Source organism: Anaeroplasma bactoclasticum, assembly GCF_003550015.1.
Taxonomy (GTDB): Bacteria; Bacillota_I; Bacilli_A; order Acholeplasmatales; family Anaeroplasmataceae; genus Anaeroplasma; species Anaeroplasma bactoclasticum.
Genome location: NZ_QXEV01000020.1, coordinates 12,794 through 31,153 on the forward strand (window position 1 = coordinate 12,794; position 18,360 = coordinate 31,153).

The 18,360-nt window shown below is 29.7% G+C and carries 15 protein-coding genes and 2 riboswitches; of the genes, 1 reads left to right on the top strand and 14 read right to left on the bottom strand.

What is annotated here, in order from left to right:
* Positions 1–17: 17 nt before the first annotated feature.
* The 14 genes from EI71_RS07440 to EI71_RS07505 form a co-directional block, all read right to left on the bottom strand.
* A complete protein-coding gene (locus EI71_RS07440; protein WP_119016627.1) occupies positions 18–1,235 on the bottom strand; it encodes a hypothetical protein in 1,218 nt (405 codons plus the stop codon).
* 34 nt (positions 1,236–1,269) lie between these two features.
* Positions 1,270–2,028 (bottom strand): hypothetical protein, encoded by a 759-nt coding sequence (locus tag EI71_RS07445; RefSeq protein ID WP_119016628.1) that lies wholly within the window; start codon positions 2,026–2,028, stop codon positions 1,270–1,272.
* Between the two features lie 3 nt (positions 2,029–2,031).
* Positions 2,032–2,877 (bottom strand): hypothetical protein, encoded by an 846-nt coding sequence (locus EI71_RS07450; RefSeq protein ID WP_119016629.1) that lies wholly within the window; start codon positions 2,875–2,877, stop codon positions 2,032–2,034.
* 58 nt (positions 2,878–2,935) lie between these two features.
* A riboswitch (cyclic di-GMP riboswitch) is annotated at positions 2,936–3,010 on the bottom strand.
* A 461-nt stretch (positions 3,011–3,471) separates the two neighbouring features.
* Complete coding sequence (locus EI71_RS07455; protein WP_119016630.1) at positions 3,472–5,241, bottom strand: AAA family ATPase; 1,770 nt, start codon at positions 5,239–5,241, stop codon at positions 3,472–3,474.
* A gap of 905 nt (positions 5,242–6,146) precedes the next feature.
* A complete protein-coding gene (locus EI71_RS07460; protein WP_119016631.1) occupies positions 6,147–6,749 on the bottom strand; it encodes an RloB family protein in 603 nt (200 codons plus the stop codon).
* Positions 6,737–7,975: an AAA family ATPase gene (locus EI71_RS07465; RefSeq protein WP_162849868.1), complete on the bottom strand. Its 1,239-nt coding sequence runs from the start codon at positions 7,973–7,975 to the stop codon at positions 6,737–6,739. Before EI71_RS07465 ends, EI71_RS07460 begins: the two co-directional genes overlap by 13 nt.
* A gap of 217 nt (positions 7,976–8,192) precedes the next feature.
* Positions 8,193–8,933: a signal peptidase I gene (locus EI71_RS07470; protein WP_119016633.1), complete on the bottom strand. Its 741-nt coding sequence runs from the start codon at positions 8,931–8,933 to the stop codon at positions 8,193–8,195.
* Between the two features lie 7 nt (positions 8,934–8,940).
* On the bottom strand, positions 8,941–11,598 hold the full coding sequence (locus tag EI71_RS07475; RefSeq protein ID WP_119016634.1) for a DUF2357 domain-containing protein: 2,658 nt from the start codon (positions 11,596–11,598) through the stop codon (positions 8,941–8,943).
* Between the two features lie 36 nt (positions 11,599–11,634).
* Entirely contained in the window at positions 11,635–12,861 is a 1,227-nt protein-coding gene (locus tag EI71_RS07480) for a hypothetical protein (RefSeq protein ID WP_119016635.1), read from the bottom strand.
* A complete protein-coding gene (locus EI71_RS07485) occupies positions 12,836–13,165 on the bottom strand; it encodes a hypothetical protein (protein ID WP_162849870.1) in 330 nt (109 codons plus the stop codon). The genes EI71_RS07480 and EI71_RS07485 overlap by 26 nt, the downstream gene beginning before the upstream one ends.
* Positions 13,166–13,206: 41 nt before the next feature.
* Complete coding sequence (locus EI71_RS07490) at positions 13,207–14,169, bottom strand: S24/S26 family peptidase (RefSeq protein WP_119016637.1); 963 nt, start codon at positions 14,167–14,169, stop codon at positions 13,207–13,209.
* Between the two features lie 172 nt (positions 14,170–14,341).
* A riboswitch (cyclic di-GMP riboswitch) is annotated at positions 14,342–14,416 on the bottom strand.
* A gap of 118 nt (positions 14,417–14,534) precedes the next feature.
* Positions 14,535–15,275, bottom strand: a complete 741-nt coding sequence (locus EI71_RS07495) for a hypothetical protein (protein WP_119016638.1) — start codon at positions 15,273–15,275, stop codon at positions 14,535–14,537.
* Positions 15,256–16,395 carry an AAA family ATPase gene (locus tag EI71_RS07500; protein ID WP_119016639.1) on the bottom strand — a complete coding sequence of 380 codons (1,140 nt, stop codon included), beginning with the start codon at positions 16,393–16,395 and terminating at the stop codon, positions 15,256–15,258. Before EI71_RS07500 ends, EI71_RS07495 begins: the two co-directional genes overlap by 20 nt.
* A 260-nt stretch (positions 16,396–16,655) precedes the next feature.
* The gene (locus EI71_RS07505) at positions 16,656–17,813 is read right to left on the bottom strand and encodes an AAA family ATPase (RefSeq protein ID WP_119016640.1); all 1,158 of its coding nucleotides are present in this window, start codon (positions 17,811–17,813) and stop codon (positions 16,656–16,658) included.
* Between the two features lie 127 nt (positions 17,814–17,940).
* On the opposite strand from EI71_RS07505, the gene EI71_RS10570 reads away from it, so the two are divergent.
* Entirely contained in the window at positions 17,941–18,360 is a 420-nt protein-coding gene (locus tag EI71_RS10570) for an IS66 family transposase (RefSeq protein WP_425453578.1), read from the top strand.

The window sequence follows — 18,360 nt, forward strand, 5'->3', positions numbered from 1 at the left end:
ATTAATAGCTCCTTTCCTTATTGTCCAATTTGGCTCGGATCAACTTTCCATAGTGCCTTAGCTCTATTTGCCTGTACAATATCTACCGTAAATGATACTTGTACATTTACGTATTCTGTATAAGCAGTTGATACAGCAACTTGATAAAAATATGCTTCATTTACTGTGAATGTATATGCTCTAGATTGTAATACTCCATTTACATATTCAGGATGATACATCTCTCTTAAATAAATACAATTTGTTCCCTCATCATAATACCAATCTGAATCATTTACTGTAAAAGGAGATTGGCCTGATATTTGGTCCTTAATTGTGTATGTTTCACGTGATGAAGTGGAATACTCTTTTATCTTTTCCCATGCATCTCTAATATGTATTCTTACATAAACATCCATTTCTGCTTGGAATTCAAAATGAAGTCCAAGTTGAGATAAATATGGATGATAATTCGATTGCATATTTGCTTTTTCTAAATCTGTATAATACTTTCCTTCCGATGCACTACACGTTATTGCAGTAGATGCATCTACAACGGTATAACCCGTGGTTAATGTATTCGTTATATCATCATCTAAAACTAACATTCCTAATCCATCAATATCTATTTTTACCCTATAATGCTTATTGGTATTGTTGGTAGCAACTGTAGCATTTGTAATGATTCCATTTAATGAATCAACTACTACTGTAATTGTTATTTCAACTGAATTAATAGTGAATGTTAGAGTTTTATCCTCATTGCTTTTACTATATATAAAATTACTGAATGTCGAATTTGAATAGTACTGACAAACTGAAATCGAATTTATTCCAGAATATACTTTAGCATTCTCATATACGGAACCTTCAATTTCATCCCCAACCTCATAATCCTTTGTTTGGGTATCACTACTTGGTTCTAGCAAAACATATTCCTCGTTCTCATATTTGTAATAGTTTTTTCCATCAATATAAATTTCATCGCTTGTTAATGAATAACTATTTGTATATTTTAATGTGATTCCATCTAATATAGCAACAGTATCTTTTCTAAGTTTTGCTAAATTTAAATCGCTAGATGTTTTATCATAACTATAATCATAAAAATCTTTATGCAAAATTCGAATATCTCCAAGATTTGCTGTAGAATCTATCTTTTGATTGAAAACGAATGCTGCAAAAACCGTTACAATGCTTAAAGAAAATACAAGCAGACCTGCAATATATATAATTGTATATTTAATTTTTTTCATTTGAGTCCACCCCCTATGAAACCAACTTTAAATACTATTCTGTTGTAGTTTCTTCTGTAGTCGTAATTTCTGTAGCTTGAGAATCAGATTTAGGAACACCAGTAATCGTTATACTAAATTGGTATGGTATTAAACTCTTTTCACCATCGGATTCGGTATATAAAAAATCTGTATTCTTTGATGTACTTATTTCTTGTACACCAATTAAATATAGATTTAGTGTTGCCTCATCATTTGTATTCTCTAGAGTTGAAGCCTTCAATGCATATTCATCACTCGAATACACTGCACTATAGGATGTTGAATTATTCGTATAAGCATAGCTTGTGGTATTCGTCTCAAGAGAACTAATTTTTGTATTCGCTGCATAGTTGTTTGGAATATTACTAAAATAGCACGCCACATAACTAATGGATACCGCTTCTTCATTATCACCATTTACAATTTTTTTAGTTGTATTAAAAGTAACCGTATATGTCATATCAGAATTTGAAGTGTTTGTAAGTTTTAATTCTAGATTAACAGCCATTGAATTAAAAAATGCTGTTTCATCCTTGTTCTCAATATCAAAAAACACTAAATTATCTATGGTATATGTTAATACATTTGTTTTACTTGTTCTTCCATTGTCTAAAGTATAACTAATAGAAACATTTTTTGTTGAACCATCAATCTTACCCGTTCTTATAGTTCTTACGTACCAAGCATAAATAATTGGGATTGCTGCAATAGCAATTAAGATTGGTGTTGCGATAAGTATAATTCTAAAAATGAGTTGTTTTCTATTCTTCATATACTATACCTCCGTAATATCTCTTAATGCGATTGCACCAATGGATAATGCCTGACACTGATATAAATTCGAATCACTATATACTTGTCCATCAAGATGAATATATGTTTTTGTGGATAATGCATCATTAAATTCTAACGCAAAATAACCATATGCTTCGCCACTAGCTTGCTGAAGAGTAGATAAATCATATCGCATACTTGGATTTGATGTTAATACGGAACTTGTAACAAGACCAGTGCCATCCTCTTTTGTATCTGCTGCTGCGATAACATTATCATTACCGAATGTTGCAGTACCTAATCCATAATCATATAGCTTAAATGTGTCTGCAACATTATATGCTGTAGTAGATAATGTAACTATTCCACCTTGCGTACTATATAGAGACTTTGGTGTTTGTTCTACATCCTCTAAAACCTCAGTAATTTGAACCATATTATTTTGAACTTCTAGCCAATCCTGATTTGTACCATTAATTTGAACATAGCCCGTTGGAGCCACAATTAAACCATTTTCAACTAAGGATGAAGATATTTCTGAGAAGGATGTTTCAAATAGAACCTGTGCATCATAATCGATTTTAAATCTGAAATAATACACATCACCTGGTTGAAGATGAGTTATAGATAAATCATTTGTATCTTCCCATGTCCAGCTATTATTTTGATATGTACCTCTTTGAAGGGTTAAATCATAGTCAATACCCTTTGTACTACCAATACCTGCAGTAACATAAGCTGTCTTATTCGTTGCATACCATGCAACAGTAATCATTACTAAAAGTAGTGCAGTAATAGACAAACTAATACTTGACAATATTAAATTTATTTTTGAGTTCTTCTTCATATTTCTGCACCTCCTTTAGAAAAATAAAAACCAGCCACAATTACTTATAACCTAAGTAAATCGCAACTGGCTATCTCATAAAGACCCTATAGCTTTGCGTCGCCTGATTTCTCAGGTTTTGCCCTTGATTTTTTATTATATTATATATAATAAGCGTATAAAACGTTTTCTTCAAAGAAATTATATTCTTATACATTTTTGATGTCAACCCCACTCAAACATCGAAAAAAAAGGCCTTTTTCGTGCCATTTTAGCGGTTTATGACTAGATAGCAAACTATAACAATGTTATTCTAGACAAATATCTACAATTTGTTGTAAAAATTATCTATCAATTAGCGAAAATTTCGAAATGAATTCGTTTAAATAATTTTATAATTATTTAGACTTTTTTATAAATTTGTCTAATAATGCCTTCTTTTATTATCCATTTAGAAATCTAACGGTTTCTAACAAATTCTAAATATTCTAATGATTTCTAACAGGGACTAACAAAGTCTAACAAAAAAAGCATAGATTATTAACCTACATTTCTGAAGGCCTAACCTACACTTTTAAAATACCATATACACATGTATTAATTTTGGGGTTTGGATTAATTATTACTTGAATACAATTCAGATAAGTATTCTTCAATATTTTTATAATGAATTCCATCAACAATTGTACTATTTCCACGATAAATTACTGTCTTTTTTCTTATTCTACCGAATTGAAAAGCTGTTTGATTGCATTTTTCTTCATCTATAAGAAATCTAGTTTGTTCTTTCACTATTTCTTTACTATACTTAATTTCAAATATTTCAGCCTCTAATGTATCTGGATATGTTATTACCATATCAAATTCACCAACTGCAAATTGAAGCTTAAATACTCTATTCTTTTTCATCGCAAGTTTTGTTTCAAGTAATACAATATCTTCTGCCATTCTTCCTTTGATTTCATTTATTACTCTATTAATAATATAATTTTGCATATCAATAGAAATACTTCTAAAATAATTATCATTTAATAATGATTCAACAAAAGATTTTGCTTGAGAATATCTAAGTCCAGGCTGAGTAAATACAATACGTTCTCTTTTATTCTTATTTATATCAATATCTAAAACATCAATAGTATCAATTAAGTCTAAGGCTTTTAAGTATTCTTTTATTTGAGTAACATGAGAATCACTAATTGAAATTTGTTTTTCATTTCTATTTTTTATATTCAATAATTGTTTTAATCTCTCTGTAAAAGTTTTCTCATCAATGTCATCTAGAATGGTATTCGAATGAGTTTTATCTTTTCTCAAGTTGTTAGCTGATATATGTAAATCATTTGATTTAAAGTCTTTTTCTAATACTTCTATAGTAAATCTATGATTTATATCTTCAACAACCCTATTAATAGAATTTGTTAATTCATTATTATTATATAAATCATATAATTCTCTGAAATGGCCTCCATACTGATAATATCTTAATGAATGCTGTATGTTATTTGAAATTGCACTATCGATATACTCATTCGTGCTTTCTATATCCAAGAATGCCGAATTATAGTTATTTCCACTAACACTCATAGTTCCACCATACTGAATATAATTATCAATTCCATTAACACCTAATACAGAGGAAAACTCATTATAAGGTATAAATGTTGTATGTTGCAAAATAGATCTATCATATAGTTCGTTACTCTTTGTAATCCAAAAGCCTAAAGAATCTGTACCTGATAATACTATTTTCATGCCTGAAGATGCATATACATCCGCAAGTAAAGCTGCACCTTCAATAAAGTCCTCCATAAAAGTTATTTCATCAATAAATATATACTTATAACCATTTTTTTGTAACAGTTTTAAATCTTTATTGAATAAAGCAAAAGAATCCTTCCTTGTTATTTGGATAAATGCAGTCTTGTTAAAGGATATATCATCCATATTATGTATGATTTGCTTAATTAATGTTGTTTTTCCTGTTCTTCTTAAACCATATAATATGAATACTTTACCGAAGTTACTATCATTTAAATAATTCAATATATTGTTATAACAATATCGTTTATTATAATTTTCAATTGATTCTAATAAGTATTTTAATTCTTTTCCTATAATGACATGAGTATTAAATTCCATATCTATATCTTCATCAAATGAATTGTTTCTTAATGATTCTTCAAGCTTTTTTCTTTCTTCTAATTGTTCTTTAACCATTTTTAAATCATCTTTATTAATGGTTTTAGAATACTGTTTACCATTTTCACTCCACTGAAGGAAATAATATTCATATATTTTACCATTTGAACTCTTTATTTTTTTAGTAGTTATACCACCTTTAGGTAGGTCATTAATTCTTTTTATTATTTCCTCTTTTGTCATATGGCATCACCTTTTTACTTATTTTACTTAATTTTACTTAATTCTAGGTAAAATGTCAAGCGGTGCATATTCTAGCCATATTTTTCTCATCTTATGGTACCAAAAAAGAAGCTATTGATGCTATTGTTCAATAATTGTACATAATAACTGTAACCAAATGATTACTTTTATTTTACTATCTACACCTTATCCACTTACCATTTAACCTCATCAAGTTTCTATTCGTAGGCTCAAGGATTTTGCTACACCTCTTCCTTCACCCATAGGATTACTCCTAACGGCTTGAAGTTCGCTACACTTGGCGGTAAATACCCGTGACTGGACTTTCACCAGTAAGATTAGTGCCATGCCCGGCACACACAAAAAAAGAGAATCGTTTCCACAATTCTCTTTTTTTACTAGCCAATTTAAGAAATCTAGTCATTAACCCCGATTTCGTTATAAGCTATGTGAGGTACATAATATCTCAACATAAACTTACCGAGCTTGATCATTTGATCAATCTAATGCAATGAGAAAACAACTTTCCCCATCCATTACCTGTTTCAATTATATGTCAAAGCATAATAATTGTAAAGTATTTCTTATACACTATTATACATATAAGTATTTACCCAATAGAACAAATACCCACAAAACATTATTGCACATAACTTCAATGTATTTCCATACCAAAACTCAATGTTGATATTACTCGTTTACTTATTTAAATGCATTTGTTATAATACAAATAAATTAAGAGATTGTACAAATCTCAAGTCGGGTCAAAGACTATAAACTTGTCCCATTACAGAATAAACTGTATAAAATTATGAGGAAACTTTTCCTCATTTTTTATTTATACTTAAATTCATAAAATTCACCCCCATTTAAAAACGCAAGCTCCCAATTGGAGCTTGCCAGTCTTACTGAAGTTTCCTGTTAATATATTCAATAACATTAGGAATACAGGTATGAGGATTTGAATCAATATAAGATTCATTTCTTCTTATTATCCTTTCTTTTATAGCCTTTGCCGTTTCCATTGCAAAGCTCATTTTTGATTCCAATGCTTTAAATAAATCCATACTTTCTTGATAATCTTTACCTATTATTTTTGACATTTCTCTTTTTACTGCCGAACTATTATTAAAGTATAGATTGTTGTTTCTAAAATGCATTATATACCAAATTTCAAAGGTTGGTGCTGATGTAATTATTTCAATATTATATTTTTGACATTTAGCTGCATACTCTTTTATTCTTTGAATACGGTTATTATCCAAATCTGTATCTATAATAAAATATATTTTACAATCATCCTCAGATTTTATATCTTCATTATCCATATATTTTAATAAGTCCTGTAGCATTCCCTCAGGATCTGTACTATTTCCTGTTGAAAACTGTATTCTTAAATCTCTTGTAGCAAAATTCCTAAAATAATAATACTCAGAGGATTTCTTTCCACCCTCAGAGCAAATAACAATTAATGGCTTTCTTTCCTTCTTCTTTACTATTCTTCCCATAAATCTATATCCTTTATGAATGGAATAGCGCCATAGCGTCCATTCAAATATCCCTTTTGAACATTCTCTTCTTTTCTGACAGAAAAAGAATCTAGAGGGTATAAATCAGATACTCCATTTTTATTATTCTTTTCTGTAAACCATATTTCATCGCGACGTAATAATTCTAGATTTAATAGATTTGGTGCATGTGTTGTAATGATTAACTGACTATTTGCCTTATTGATTTTCTTATTATTAAATAATTTTATTATAAATTCAATTAATGCAGGATGCATACTTTTTTCAAATTCATCTACAATGATTACTCGATTATTTTCAAATGCTCTTTTTAAATATGGAGCAAATGTAAATAATACTTTCGTCCCTGAGGATTCCTCATTAAAGCTCAAATTGTATTTCTTTACATCATTTGTATCTGTCAATACTTCATGCTCTATTTGAATATTTAAATTATTTAATACTGGATTATTATCTATAGTATAAACATCCTTTTTTGATTCGGATACTAAATCATAATCAACAAGAATATTATTGATATGTATATCTGCCTCTCTTAGTAATTTAATTGTAAAATTACGTAATTCATTATCATTCTTATAATCTATGATATCCTTAGTAAAAATTGTATTAAAGGAATCATATGTATCAATTACATTCATAAACCATAAATATGCATCTTTTACTTTTAAATAATTCCAGGTTGCAGCAGTCACTAAAAACAATTTGTTTTCTGTATTTTTGGATGCAATAGATTCAAGAAGTGCCCTATCACTATTAAACTCGTATACATTAGTATCCTTTCTTTTAAACAAATTAGTTGGTTTTTGAGAATAATATGCATCTAAGGATTCCTTATATACTTTTTCAGCATCCGTTTGAATATAATATTTATATTTTATATTATTTGAAATAAATACAAATTCAAATTCTGTTGGTTCATTTTTACTATCTTCATCAAACATAAATGGTTTAATCAAATTCCATTTAGCACCAAGAGGTATATAATTAGAGCTTCGAACCATTATAATTGCTGCAGTAAATGCTTTTAATAGATTCGTTTTACCAGAGGCATTCGCACCATATATTGCTGCAGTCTTTAAAAACTCTCCAAATTCATTACTTATGATATTATTTGAATTCTCATCTCCATTACCCTTTTCCATAGATAATGTAACTAGATTTTTAAATGACAGAAAATTCTTTACACTGAATTCTATAAGCATAATTTGCACCTCCTCCATATCAATTATAAGACAAATATTCCTCATAATCAAATATATTTTTATCGTTTTTGCATAAAAAATGCAAAATTGAGAAAAATAACATTTGTTATCTTAATTTTTATATGTAATTAATTTCTTTTTTCTAAAATCGATGATTGAATACTTTAACCATAAAAAAAGCAAGCCCATACTTGAGCTTGCTCATATTCATAATTGATTATTCTTCAAAATTTGCTGATTCTTGATTTTCTTTCTCTTCTTCTAATTCTTTATCGTCTTTAGTTTGAGAGTTCAATAAAGCCTCATTTTCTGCTTTTAATTTAGCTAATTCCTCTGCTAGAATCTGACGTTTCATTTCTTCTCTTAGAAGATCTTTTTTCTTTTCTTTATCTTCTTTAATTTCGTCTTTCTTTTTACTAATAAACATACTAGCAATTTGCATACCTAGCATTAAAACAAAAATAATAATTAGAATAAAGAATATTAAATTTTGGTTAATACCACCTGAAAATATTGCCATAAAACCTAAGGTGGTTAAATATTTTCCATATATCATTTCTGGTTTAACCTCGATATCATCAGCGATAGAATTATTATCACCTTTAGTTGTAATAATTCTAGTTTCTTCATTTTTTTCAATTATTCTATGGACGATGTATTTTGCTTCTGTATCATTATAATATACGATGATGTCACCTTCATTGACACTATCGAAATCTGCTTGTACAAACATAATATATGAGCCAGTCATAATGGTTGGTTCCATAGATGGAGTTGGCACATAGGATACCGAAAGTCCAAAGATTCTTGGAGGTCGGTTATTTGTATTCGCATTAATGACCTCTATGGTTATATATAAACATAATAGGATACATAGCATGCTAACTACGTATCCTATGATTTTTTTTAATAGAGGTTCTTTTTTCTCTTTCTTTTCCTTTTTAGAAAACAATTCCATAGGAATCCTATAGCATATCGTTTTGAGCCATTAATGCTTCTAGCTCTTCATCCGACATATTGTCAAAATCATCGTCTTCTACAGGACCATCATTCTTCTTATCATGAACGATATCTGCAAATTCATCCCTATCGGAAGCCTTAGCCTCTTTCTTAGGTTCAGCCTTTGGCGCTTCTTTAGGAGCCTCTTCAACAGGTTCCTCAACTGCTTCTGGCTCTTCAACCACAACTTCAGCTTCAACAGGAGCATCCATAGAAACTTCAGGTTCTTTCTCATCTTTTTCAGGAATGGAATCTAAGAAAGAATCAAAGTCATCTGATTCTTTAGAATCCTTTGTTTCCATATCCTCTTCAGGGAATGCTTCATATTCATTAGGTAATTCATTTACAATATCATCAATAGAAGAATCTTCATCCTTTATATCTAAGGTATCCTTATTATCTTCTAATGCTTCTTCTAAAGCATCTGTTGAAAGTTCAGGTTCTGGTTCATCAGATTCTTCCTTTTCAGGAATAGAATCCAAGAAGGAATCAAAATCATCCTTAGGCTCTTCTTTAGGTTCTTCCTTCTTCTTAGATGGAGCGCCCTTAGCCTTCTTTGTTAATACAGGCTTATCAGAGTCTAAGTCATCATCACCTGCAACGTCTGCCGCATTGAAGTCTGTGAAGCCAGAGTTTAAGCCAAGTAGTGCATCAAGCTCTTCATCAGATAGCTCATCTAAGTTCTCATCAGAAATCTCTTCAATAGCCTTCTTTGCCTTCTTCTTTTCTTCTGGCTTAGCCTCAGGTTCTGGTGCCTTCTTAACTACCTTCTTGACAACCTTCTTCTTAGGCTTTTCAACTTCTTCATCCATACTTAAGTTTCCAGGAACATCAAGCATTTCATTTTCAGCCATTAATGCCTCAAGTTCAGCATCGGATAGATCATCATAATCATCTCTTCTTCTGACTGGCATAGCTGCCTCAGCTGGAATTTCTGGTATAACATCATCAGGGTTATCCCACTTGCCTCTTTCCTTTTCTCTTAAATCCTTTAAGTGATTACGCTTCTTTTCAAGAAGTGGATGCATTTTTGCCATATCGGCAATCTTAGAAGCATTGGCCTTTTCCATAGCCTTCTTGCGGTCATTAAGCTTACGCTCGACCTCTTGTGCCTTCTCAACTGCAGCCTTTTCAAGAGCCTTACGCTTAGCTTCTTTTCTTCTTTCACGCTCAAGGGCAGCCTGACGCTGTGCTTCGATTCTAGCTTCTTCACGAGCAAGTCTTTCTCTATCCTTAGCTTCCTTCTTCTTGATTTTTTCTTCTATTTTAGCAATTAGCTTTTCGATACGCTTTTCCTCACGACCCATTTTAGCTAATGCCATTTGTTTTGTTTGTTTAACAATCTTAGCAACCATCATTTCACGACGTGCATATTCTAGTTGCTTATATAAATCTGCACTATCAAATTCATCATCTGATACACCAAATGCTTTTGGATATAGCTGATCTACCATATCAAGCATTTGTCTATATACAACTCTTACAGATTCATTATAAGTAGAACCTGTTTGTTGTAAGCCTTGCATAGAACCTTCAAAATATTTAACAGTTTGATCTAATAAAACTTGGTTCATTGTATAATCTTCAAGCTTATTATTATCAGCTTCAAGATTCATTTCAAGCTCCATAGATTGATTCTCAATGGGCTTTGGTGCTTTTACAGTACCAACCTTCCTAGATGAATAAATACCATCAATTTGACGATTCTTAATGAATGAAGTTAAGGCAAGGGTCATAATATCATTAATATCCTTGTCGAAGCTTGCAGAATATTTATAAGATTTTTCTTTTACATCAATGTTTGTAGCAATACCATCAACTCTATCTAGATATAGCCATAAGCCATAACATAATTTAAAGTCTGGGTTATGCATAATGATATTGGTCTTCATGATTGGTGGATGTACATCACGAGCCTTAGCTAAGGCTCTCATGAAGTCAGTACCCTTTAATGCTTGTACCATCTCACGAATGTAAAGTAGTCTATTATATTGCTCTTTGGTGGTCTCTACGTTTGTAGTTAAGTCGTTTTTGATAGCAACATCAATACCAACTGTAACTGTTTGACCGGACATTAAGAATTCATTTTGAACAGATAATCTTTCAGTTTCAAAAGATTCTAGGGAAATCTTCATTACTTCGTAACGTCTTTCTAGAAACATTTCCAATCTTTTTACTAATGACTTAATGAAGCGGTTTTCATAAATTGCAAGTTCCTCTTCTGCATAAGTATTTAATACCTTAGAAGGGACTACGTCTCCTTCTTTAGTAATTTCCTTAATTAGATGAGTATGAGAGGATAAGTGCTTTACTGTATCTGAGTTTGTTTTTCTTGCTTTTTCAACATTAACAACCTCAGTCTCATAACGTAAAGACTTCTTAGGGTCTCTCATAATTTTAGTAATCGCTGGATAAACAGACTCAATAGTATCCAAGAAGGACATATCGAAATTACGAATTTCCGATTGTGTTTTATTAAATACAGTCTTTTGTCCACCTTTTACACGATTTAAAACGTAGGAGCCATAGGTGTCATTTTGTGTTTCATTATCAATTGCCTGATAGGCTTTTGTATAATAAGCTTCAAGCTCTGCACTTTCAAAGTTTTTATCCTTTTTAGCCATGAAACGCACCTTCCTCCATAAAAATTTTTAATATAATTATGCCATCTTCTTTAAGTCGGCAATAAATTCTTTTGAAACTAAGAACTGATCCTTACCGAATAAACGGTCAAGCATTAAAATTAATTCATCTAATTCTTTCTTTAAGAAAGTTAAATTTAACATTTCAAACTTACGTAAAATCTTGAATGTTAACATGTAATCCAAACCATCAAATTCACTAAATCCGCAGGCCATATATACTGGTACGAATAATTTAATCTGCTTCATGATACGGTTACCGAAAGCAATCTTGAACTTCTCTTGGATGAATTCATCAAGAGTATTAAATGCTTGAGTAGCAACTTCTGATAGGGAGAAGCCATTTTGATATCTCTTGAACATATCATCTAAGTATTCAAATGTCATATTGACATTATCTGTATAAGGAGCATCAATAAAGTCTGCCTTCTTATTAATAGCAATCGCAACAGCACGGTCATATACCTTATCTGTAATTGTGAATGTAGAGTCATCCTTGTTTGCTGTACCAATGAACCATAAGTTCTGTGGAATTAAAATCTTACCATTGATTAAGTTCTTAGGGTCTGTTACATCAGATACTGGAACGATATCAATCTTCCACTCCGATGGATCTGGCATTTCCATTACGGATAGGAATTCAGCAAAATAATACTCAATACGGGCTAAGTTCATCTCGTCTAGTACAATTAGATTAATTGTATCAGAATAGCTAGATGCATAAACAGCCTTTAAGAAGTCTGTTTCGTTGAAACGCTTTGTAAATTCGTTTAGATAACCTAATAACTCTGAACGGTCACGCCAAGATGGCTGAACGGAAATAATAGCTGTAGGATTATTGAAGAATTTACCCATTGCATAAGGTAAGGATGTCTTACCTGTACCAGAAATACCTTCTAGAATTAATACCTTAGATGTAGCTAAACCAGCAAACCAACGTGCAATGATTTCCTTCTTATAGAATAGCTTTAATTGAGATGCAGAATAATTAATGAAACGATCACATAAATCAGATAAATCTAACATATCGGATTGGTTCATAACTGTAATTCTTGGATTTTCTGCAGCTTCTTGGTCAGCCTTAATTAACTTAGAGAATCTAGACTCATTCTCAGCCTTCTTCTTAGAAGAAGAACCTTCATAGTCTACAGCTCCCTGAGTACCAGCACCAATCTGAGAAACTCTCATAGCTAAAATCTTATTCTTTTCATCAATTAACTCAACAACCTTTTGGTTTATCTTCAATTAAGGAATCCTTATCAATTTCTCGTTTATTAAACTTAATATACCTTCTAACTAATTGTACCAACAGTACAATCAATAAGAACATAAATGCTAAGTCAATGATTAAAACCAAAATAAACGCAATATAGTCTAAAGCATTCCATGAACCAATGGAAGCACCTAGCTTTTGAAAATATCCACCGGCACCAGCCCAGTCTCCATAGAATACTTCAACAATGATAGCGATATGGTTTTGAAACCATTCTACAATGTTGTTCCACAAGTCACCTAAAAATGTGACATAGTATTGTGCAAAATTACTCATACTTTCTTCACTCTCCTATCGTGAATTATTATTTGTATATTTTATTCTTCTTTATTTTCTTCTTCAGTATTTTCCGTTGCTTCCTCAGTAGGTTCTTCAACTACTTCTTCGGCCTCTTGTGCTTCTTCCACTATAGGTTCTTCAACCTTTTCCTCAGTTGGAACAGTAGGTGTAGATGCAGCTTGTTGTGCTCTTAACTCAGCAAGTAATTCTTGACGCATCTTTTCTTTTTCTGCTTCAAGTTCAGCTAGCATAGCTTCTTTATCATCTGCTAAGGATGCTTTATTCTTTTCATTTCTTAAATCTAAGAAATTCTTAATAACAAATACAATCTCTAATAATAAGATAACAGCAACTGGAATGACAAAATAGAATAACCAATTCTGACGAATATTAGATAATACTGAACCAGCACCAGGATTAACACCTGTAACAACACCTTTGATATTACCTTTTTTAACAACTTGTGCATAATTAGGATTTGAAGTTAATTCATAATTCTTTTTCTTATCTGTATCGGTGGAATCATAACATAATGAATCAGTAGTAGATTGTGTAATAATATAATCACCCTGAGTTACAACGAAATTATTTTCCAAACTGATAAAAACAATTCTATGAGTATTTAAAGCATTAATGTTAGAATCATAAAATGTTATGACATCACCTATTTTTAAGGAATTCAAATCACCATTAAATACATCATCATAGACAAGATCACCTTTTTTGATTTCACCAATAGAATAAGTTTCCCATTCTGTAGGATGATAACCAGTCTCACTTCTTTCCATAGAACCTGATTCAACGCTTAGCATTCCTTTTCCAAAAAGATTAGGGAAATTTTCTGTTCCATTACCTGCATTAATATTCATTAGTGAAAATAAAAATAGCACTATAATTACCGCATAAAACACTACATTACCAACGATAACTAATATCTTTTTCACTAATGCTTTTTTATCTTGTGGTTCCTTGTTTTCTTCTACAATTTTGTTTTCTTCCATTATAGCCACCTCCAAATACAGTAAGCGTTTTTATACTTATAATAAAATTATACCACACAATCCATAAAACTCAAATAATTTCTCTTTGATTCAATGGTTATATTTTACCTTTATATAGTATAACTATATAGTTGATTTAATCAAGCTGAATTCTAAAAAACAAAAAAGACAGCCAAGCAACTGGCTGTCTCATTAAGACCCTTTAGCTTTGCGTCACTAGATCGCTCTAGTTTTGCCGTAATTAAATCACATATTTTATAAAAATATAATAACATAATAATTTCTTGTTTACAAGCACATTTAACAAAAAATAGCCTCATTAAAGAAAAAATATTGAAATAAATCGATGTTTCTATTTAATATTTCTAATCGTCTAAGTCAATAATCCCTAAATCTAATAATGAAATAAACAATAAAGATACGGTTTCATAGCATTTATTTTCACTATAAAAGGATTCTTCATTTTTTAAAACTTCTTCATTAGTAATAGAAAAATCATCTAAATAATCTAAATTAAAATGAATTTGTTCTTTTAAGAAATATTTCAATAATTCTTCTATTCCGCGCATTAATTTTATATCATCAACATTCATATCAATATCTTTTAAATGCTCTTTCGCTTCTTTCCCTGAAGCAAAGTTTCTCTCATCTTCATTACATAAGTAATAATACGCTTCAATAGAAGGATAACTTAATAAGAATAAACCATTCATTTCTATTCCATTGTCTCTAGAATTTTTATATTTCATAATATTCTTTAAAATGCTCCCTGGTCTATTACTTAATCTATCTCTATCAAACAAATAATATATTGCTGAATTTTCAACGTCTAATCCATATTTAGATAATCTGTTATATATACAATCATAATATTCTTCTTCAGGATTAAATCTTGAAATTGCCGAATGCTCTGCAGGGATTAAAAACACTTTAGAATATTTATCTCTATCATTATTCAAACGAATATAATTATTTCTTTTATCATATGAAACTGTTGTGTAATCAAATATTCTTGTGAAAATATTTGATAATAATTCTATTTCATCTTTAACCCCTTCAACTATATAAATTACATTACCAATTCTTTTATTCTTGTTCAGTACCATATAATGGAATTCCTCCGAAAACTCCACTTAAATACATCTTCTCTAGATTTTGAGATTCTCTAGGCTTTTCATCTTGAAATTTCTTTAATATACTGCCTTTATCAAAATCAACAGAATATATTTGATCTGGTCTAAGAAGACTAGTTTTTAATAGATTTGTTGAATGAGAAACAAAAAATATTTGAGCATTCTTCGAATGCTTAAAGAAATACTTCAATAATAACGACTCTAATTTATTATGTAATCCACTGCTAAATTCATCTATAGCTAATATTCCACCACTTTTAACGATAGTTAATAACGATGGTAATATAGATAATAAAACTTGATTACCATAAGATTCCATAAAGAATGGAACATCAGGTAGTTCTTCTCTTTCAAATGATATTTGAGTAAAAGGAGAAAGGAAAGGATTAATTTTCTCCTTTTTATATTTTATTCTATATGGAAAATTAAACTCTTCAAAGAATGAATTGATTTCTTCTGTACCATTTTCATTTAAATAGGTTAACAAATCAATTTCTTTTATTTTGGAAGGATCAAAATAAACAATTTTGCCAATTTCTCTAATAGGATTATAATATATTGAGTTCTTTAAATATTCAAAACATTTCTTCAATGATTTAAATTCACTAAAACGTGTATTAAAATAGATTTTCTTAAGGAATAAAGTTTTCTCATCCACACTATCTAAACTGTAATCTCTATTTTCAGTTAAATAGGATTCTGCAGAATTTAATAATCGATTTAGCATTATCTTATTATTTATAGCTAGGGTTTCTTTACAGATTTGATTGTTCCTGTTTACCTCAAAATAATATACTATTTCTTCACTATCTTCCACAAATGTGTATTCAAAATACATAGTTTTTTCATTATTAAAAATAGACTTCCATGTTGGATTAATTAGCACATCTTTAAAAAACAAATCCAAAAGTAAGGTAATTGCGTTAAGCGCATTTGTCTTACCTGAAGCATTAGCGCCATAAAAACAGCATCCTTTTACAATATTATTTTCTACATTTGTATCCAATAATATATTAGATTTAGATGCATCTAAATCTATTATTGTTTCATTTACAAAAGACTTAAAATTCTTAAATCTAACTCTTTTTAACATATATTCCACCCCTCACCTATAATATACGATATATTTTTTCGTTTGTAAATATGCAAAGTGTAATTTTTTTACACTTGTATAGTAATAAATATGCAAGTGTGTTTTTATGTATATTCTAAAAATATGATGAAGTTTTTTAAGGTGTATATAGTTGCTATTTTTGGTTTTGTTACTATTCTAAAGATTCCTATCTAGCGATTACAAATTAATCCGCTTATAATGTAAGACAACATTGTAGGCGGATTTTTTTCATATTTGTTTTATTCTTTTCTTGCTATGTGATTGATTATTTTTCTTAATATACTTATAGAAGTCTCTAATTCTTCATATGAAGGGGCAGGATAATTGCTATAGGGATGGTGATAATAATTTCTTATATATGTAGGAAGCATTTTATAAGTAGTAGTCTTATGTTTCATATTTTTCTGATATTTTATAATATTAGATATATCAATTTCATTTATACATTCCTCAAGTTTTGAATCAATGTCAATTATCCATTCTTTATCAATCATGCTTCCAAAATAATCAAATAATTGATTATGATATTCAAAAGAAGGAATATGAAATATAATATAATCTAACTCTGCCATAGTTGGATTAGGGAGTGATAGATTCATTTTAGTTATGTCCTCTGAAATTATTTCATTTGAACTCTTATAGAGGCGAATTATTAGAGTATCATCTCTTTCTAATAGAGATTCTAATATTTTTTCTGAATGTGTAGCTAAAAATATTTGAGGATTCATTTGATTATTTAACAATAAAGAAGTCAGAAGTGGCATGATTTCTTTTTGCCATCTAGGATGTAATGATTGTTCTGGCTCATCTATAAGAATAATATCTAATTTATGACTTATAGATACAATATCTTTTAGTTTTAATAATAATTCTTGTTGCCCAGAGGAATACTTATCTATTAAAGTAAGATGATTTGTATTATTTATTGTTTTCGCTACTGGTTCCCCACAATATATGTCATTTAGACAATTAGATTTTATTAATGTAATAAGCTGAGTATCCCCAAATTTATAAATCTGATTCAATAAAGTTTCCATATTTACCCATCGGGAATTTTCTGAGAAGGTGGAATCTACAACTTCGTTCATAAAGTTAGTGTTATCATATATAGAATTCCCAATAATCAATTTGTTGATACTGTTCATTGATTCATTGTATAAACTATTTTGTCTAAGATATAAAGTCTTAAAAAATCCATCATTAGTCAGTTCTTTATCAATTATGGTTGAAGATATCTTATAATTAAATATTTCATTTAAAATGGTTGTCTTACCACAACCATTTTCTCCTACAAATGTTATTATAGAATATGGCTTCTTTGTTTTTATATTGCTAAAGTTTAATTCTAGATTTTTCAATAAATAATGATTTTGAAAATGAAGATGTGTTAATTTCATAAAAATTATCACCTGCCCAATCAAATTATATCATAATCCTTTAGTAGTCAAAACATGATTGAGATATGCGAAATCATAAAATTATGTGATTATCATATAATCATTCTAGAAATATACTATTTCTGTAATTAAAGAAAAAAGAAACACAAATGAATACCAAAAGTTTGTAGATTACTTACATGATGATATATGTGATATTAAAGCTCAACCAGGTTCTCTTTTAGAAAAGGCCATTAATTATGCAAAGAATTCATGGGATGAATTATTCACATATAGAGAATATGGATATTTAGAAATATCAAATAATATAGCAGAAAGATCTGTAAAGCCTTTCGTAATCGCAAGAAAGAATTTCTTATTCTCTAAAACTGAAAATGGTGCCCAAGCCTCTGGACTACTATTTTCAATAATTCAAACAGCAAAAGCAAATGGCTTATGTATAGAAAGGTATTTAGAATACGCCTTAAGCAACATCAACAAATTACAAATTGATGATATTTTACCATGGAGTAAGAATCTACCTAAAGAATTAAAATTAAATCTATAA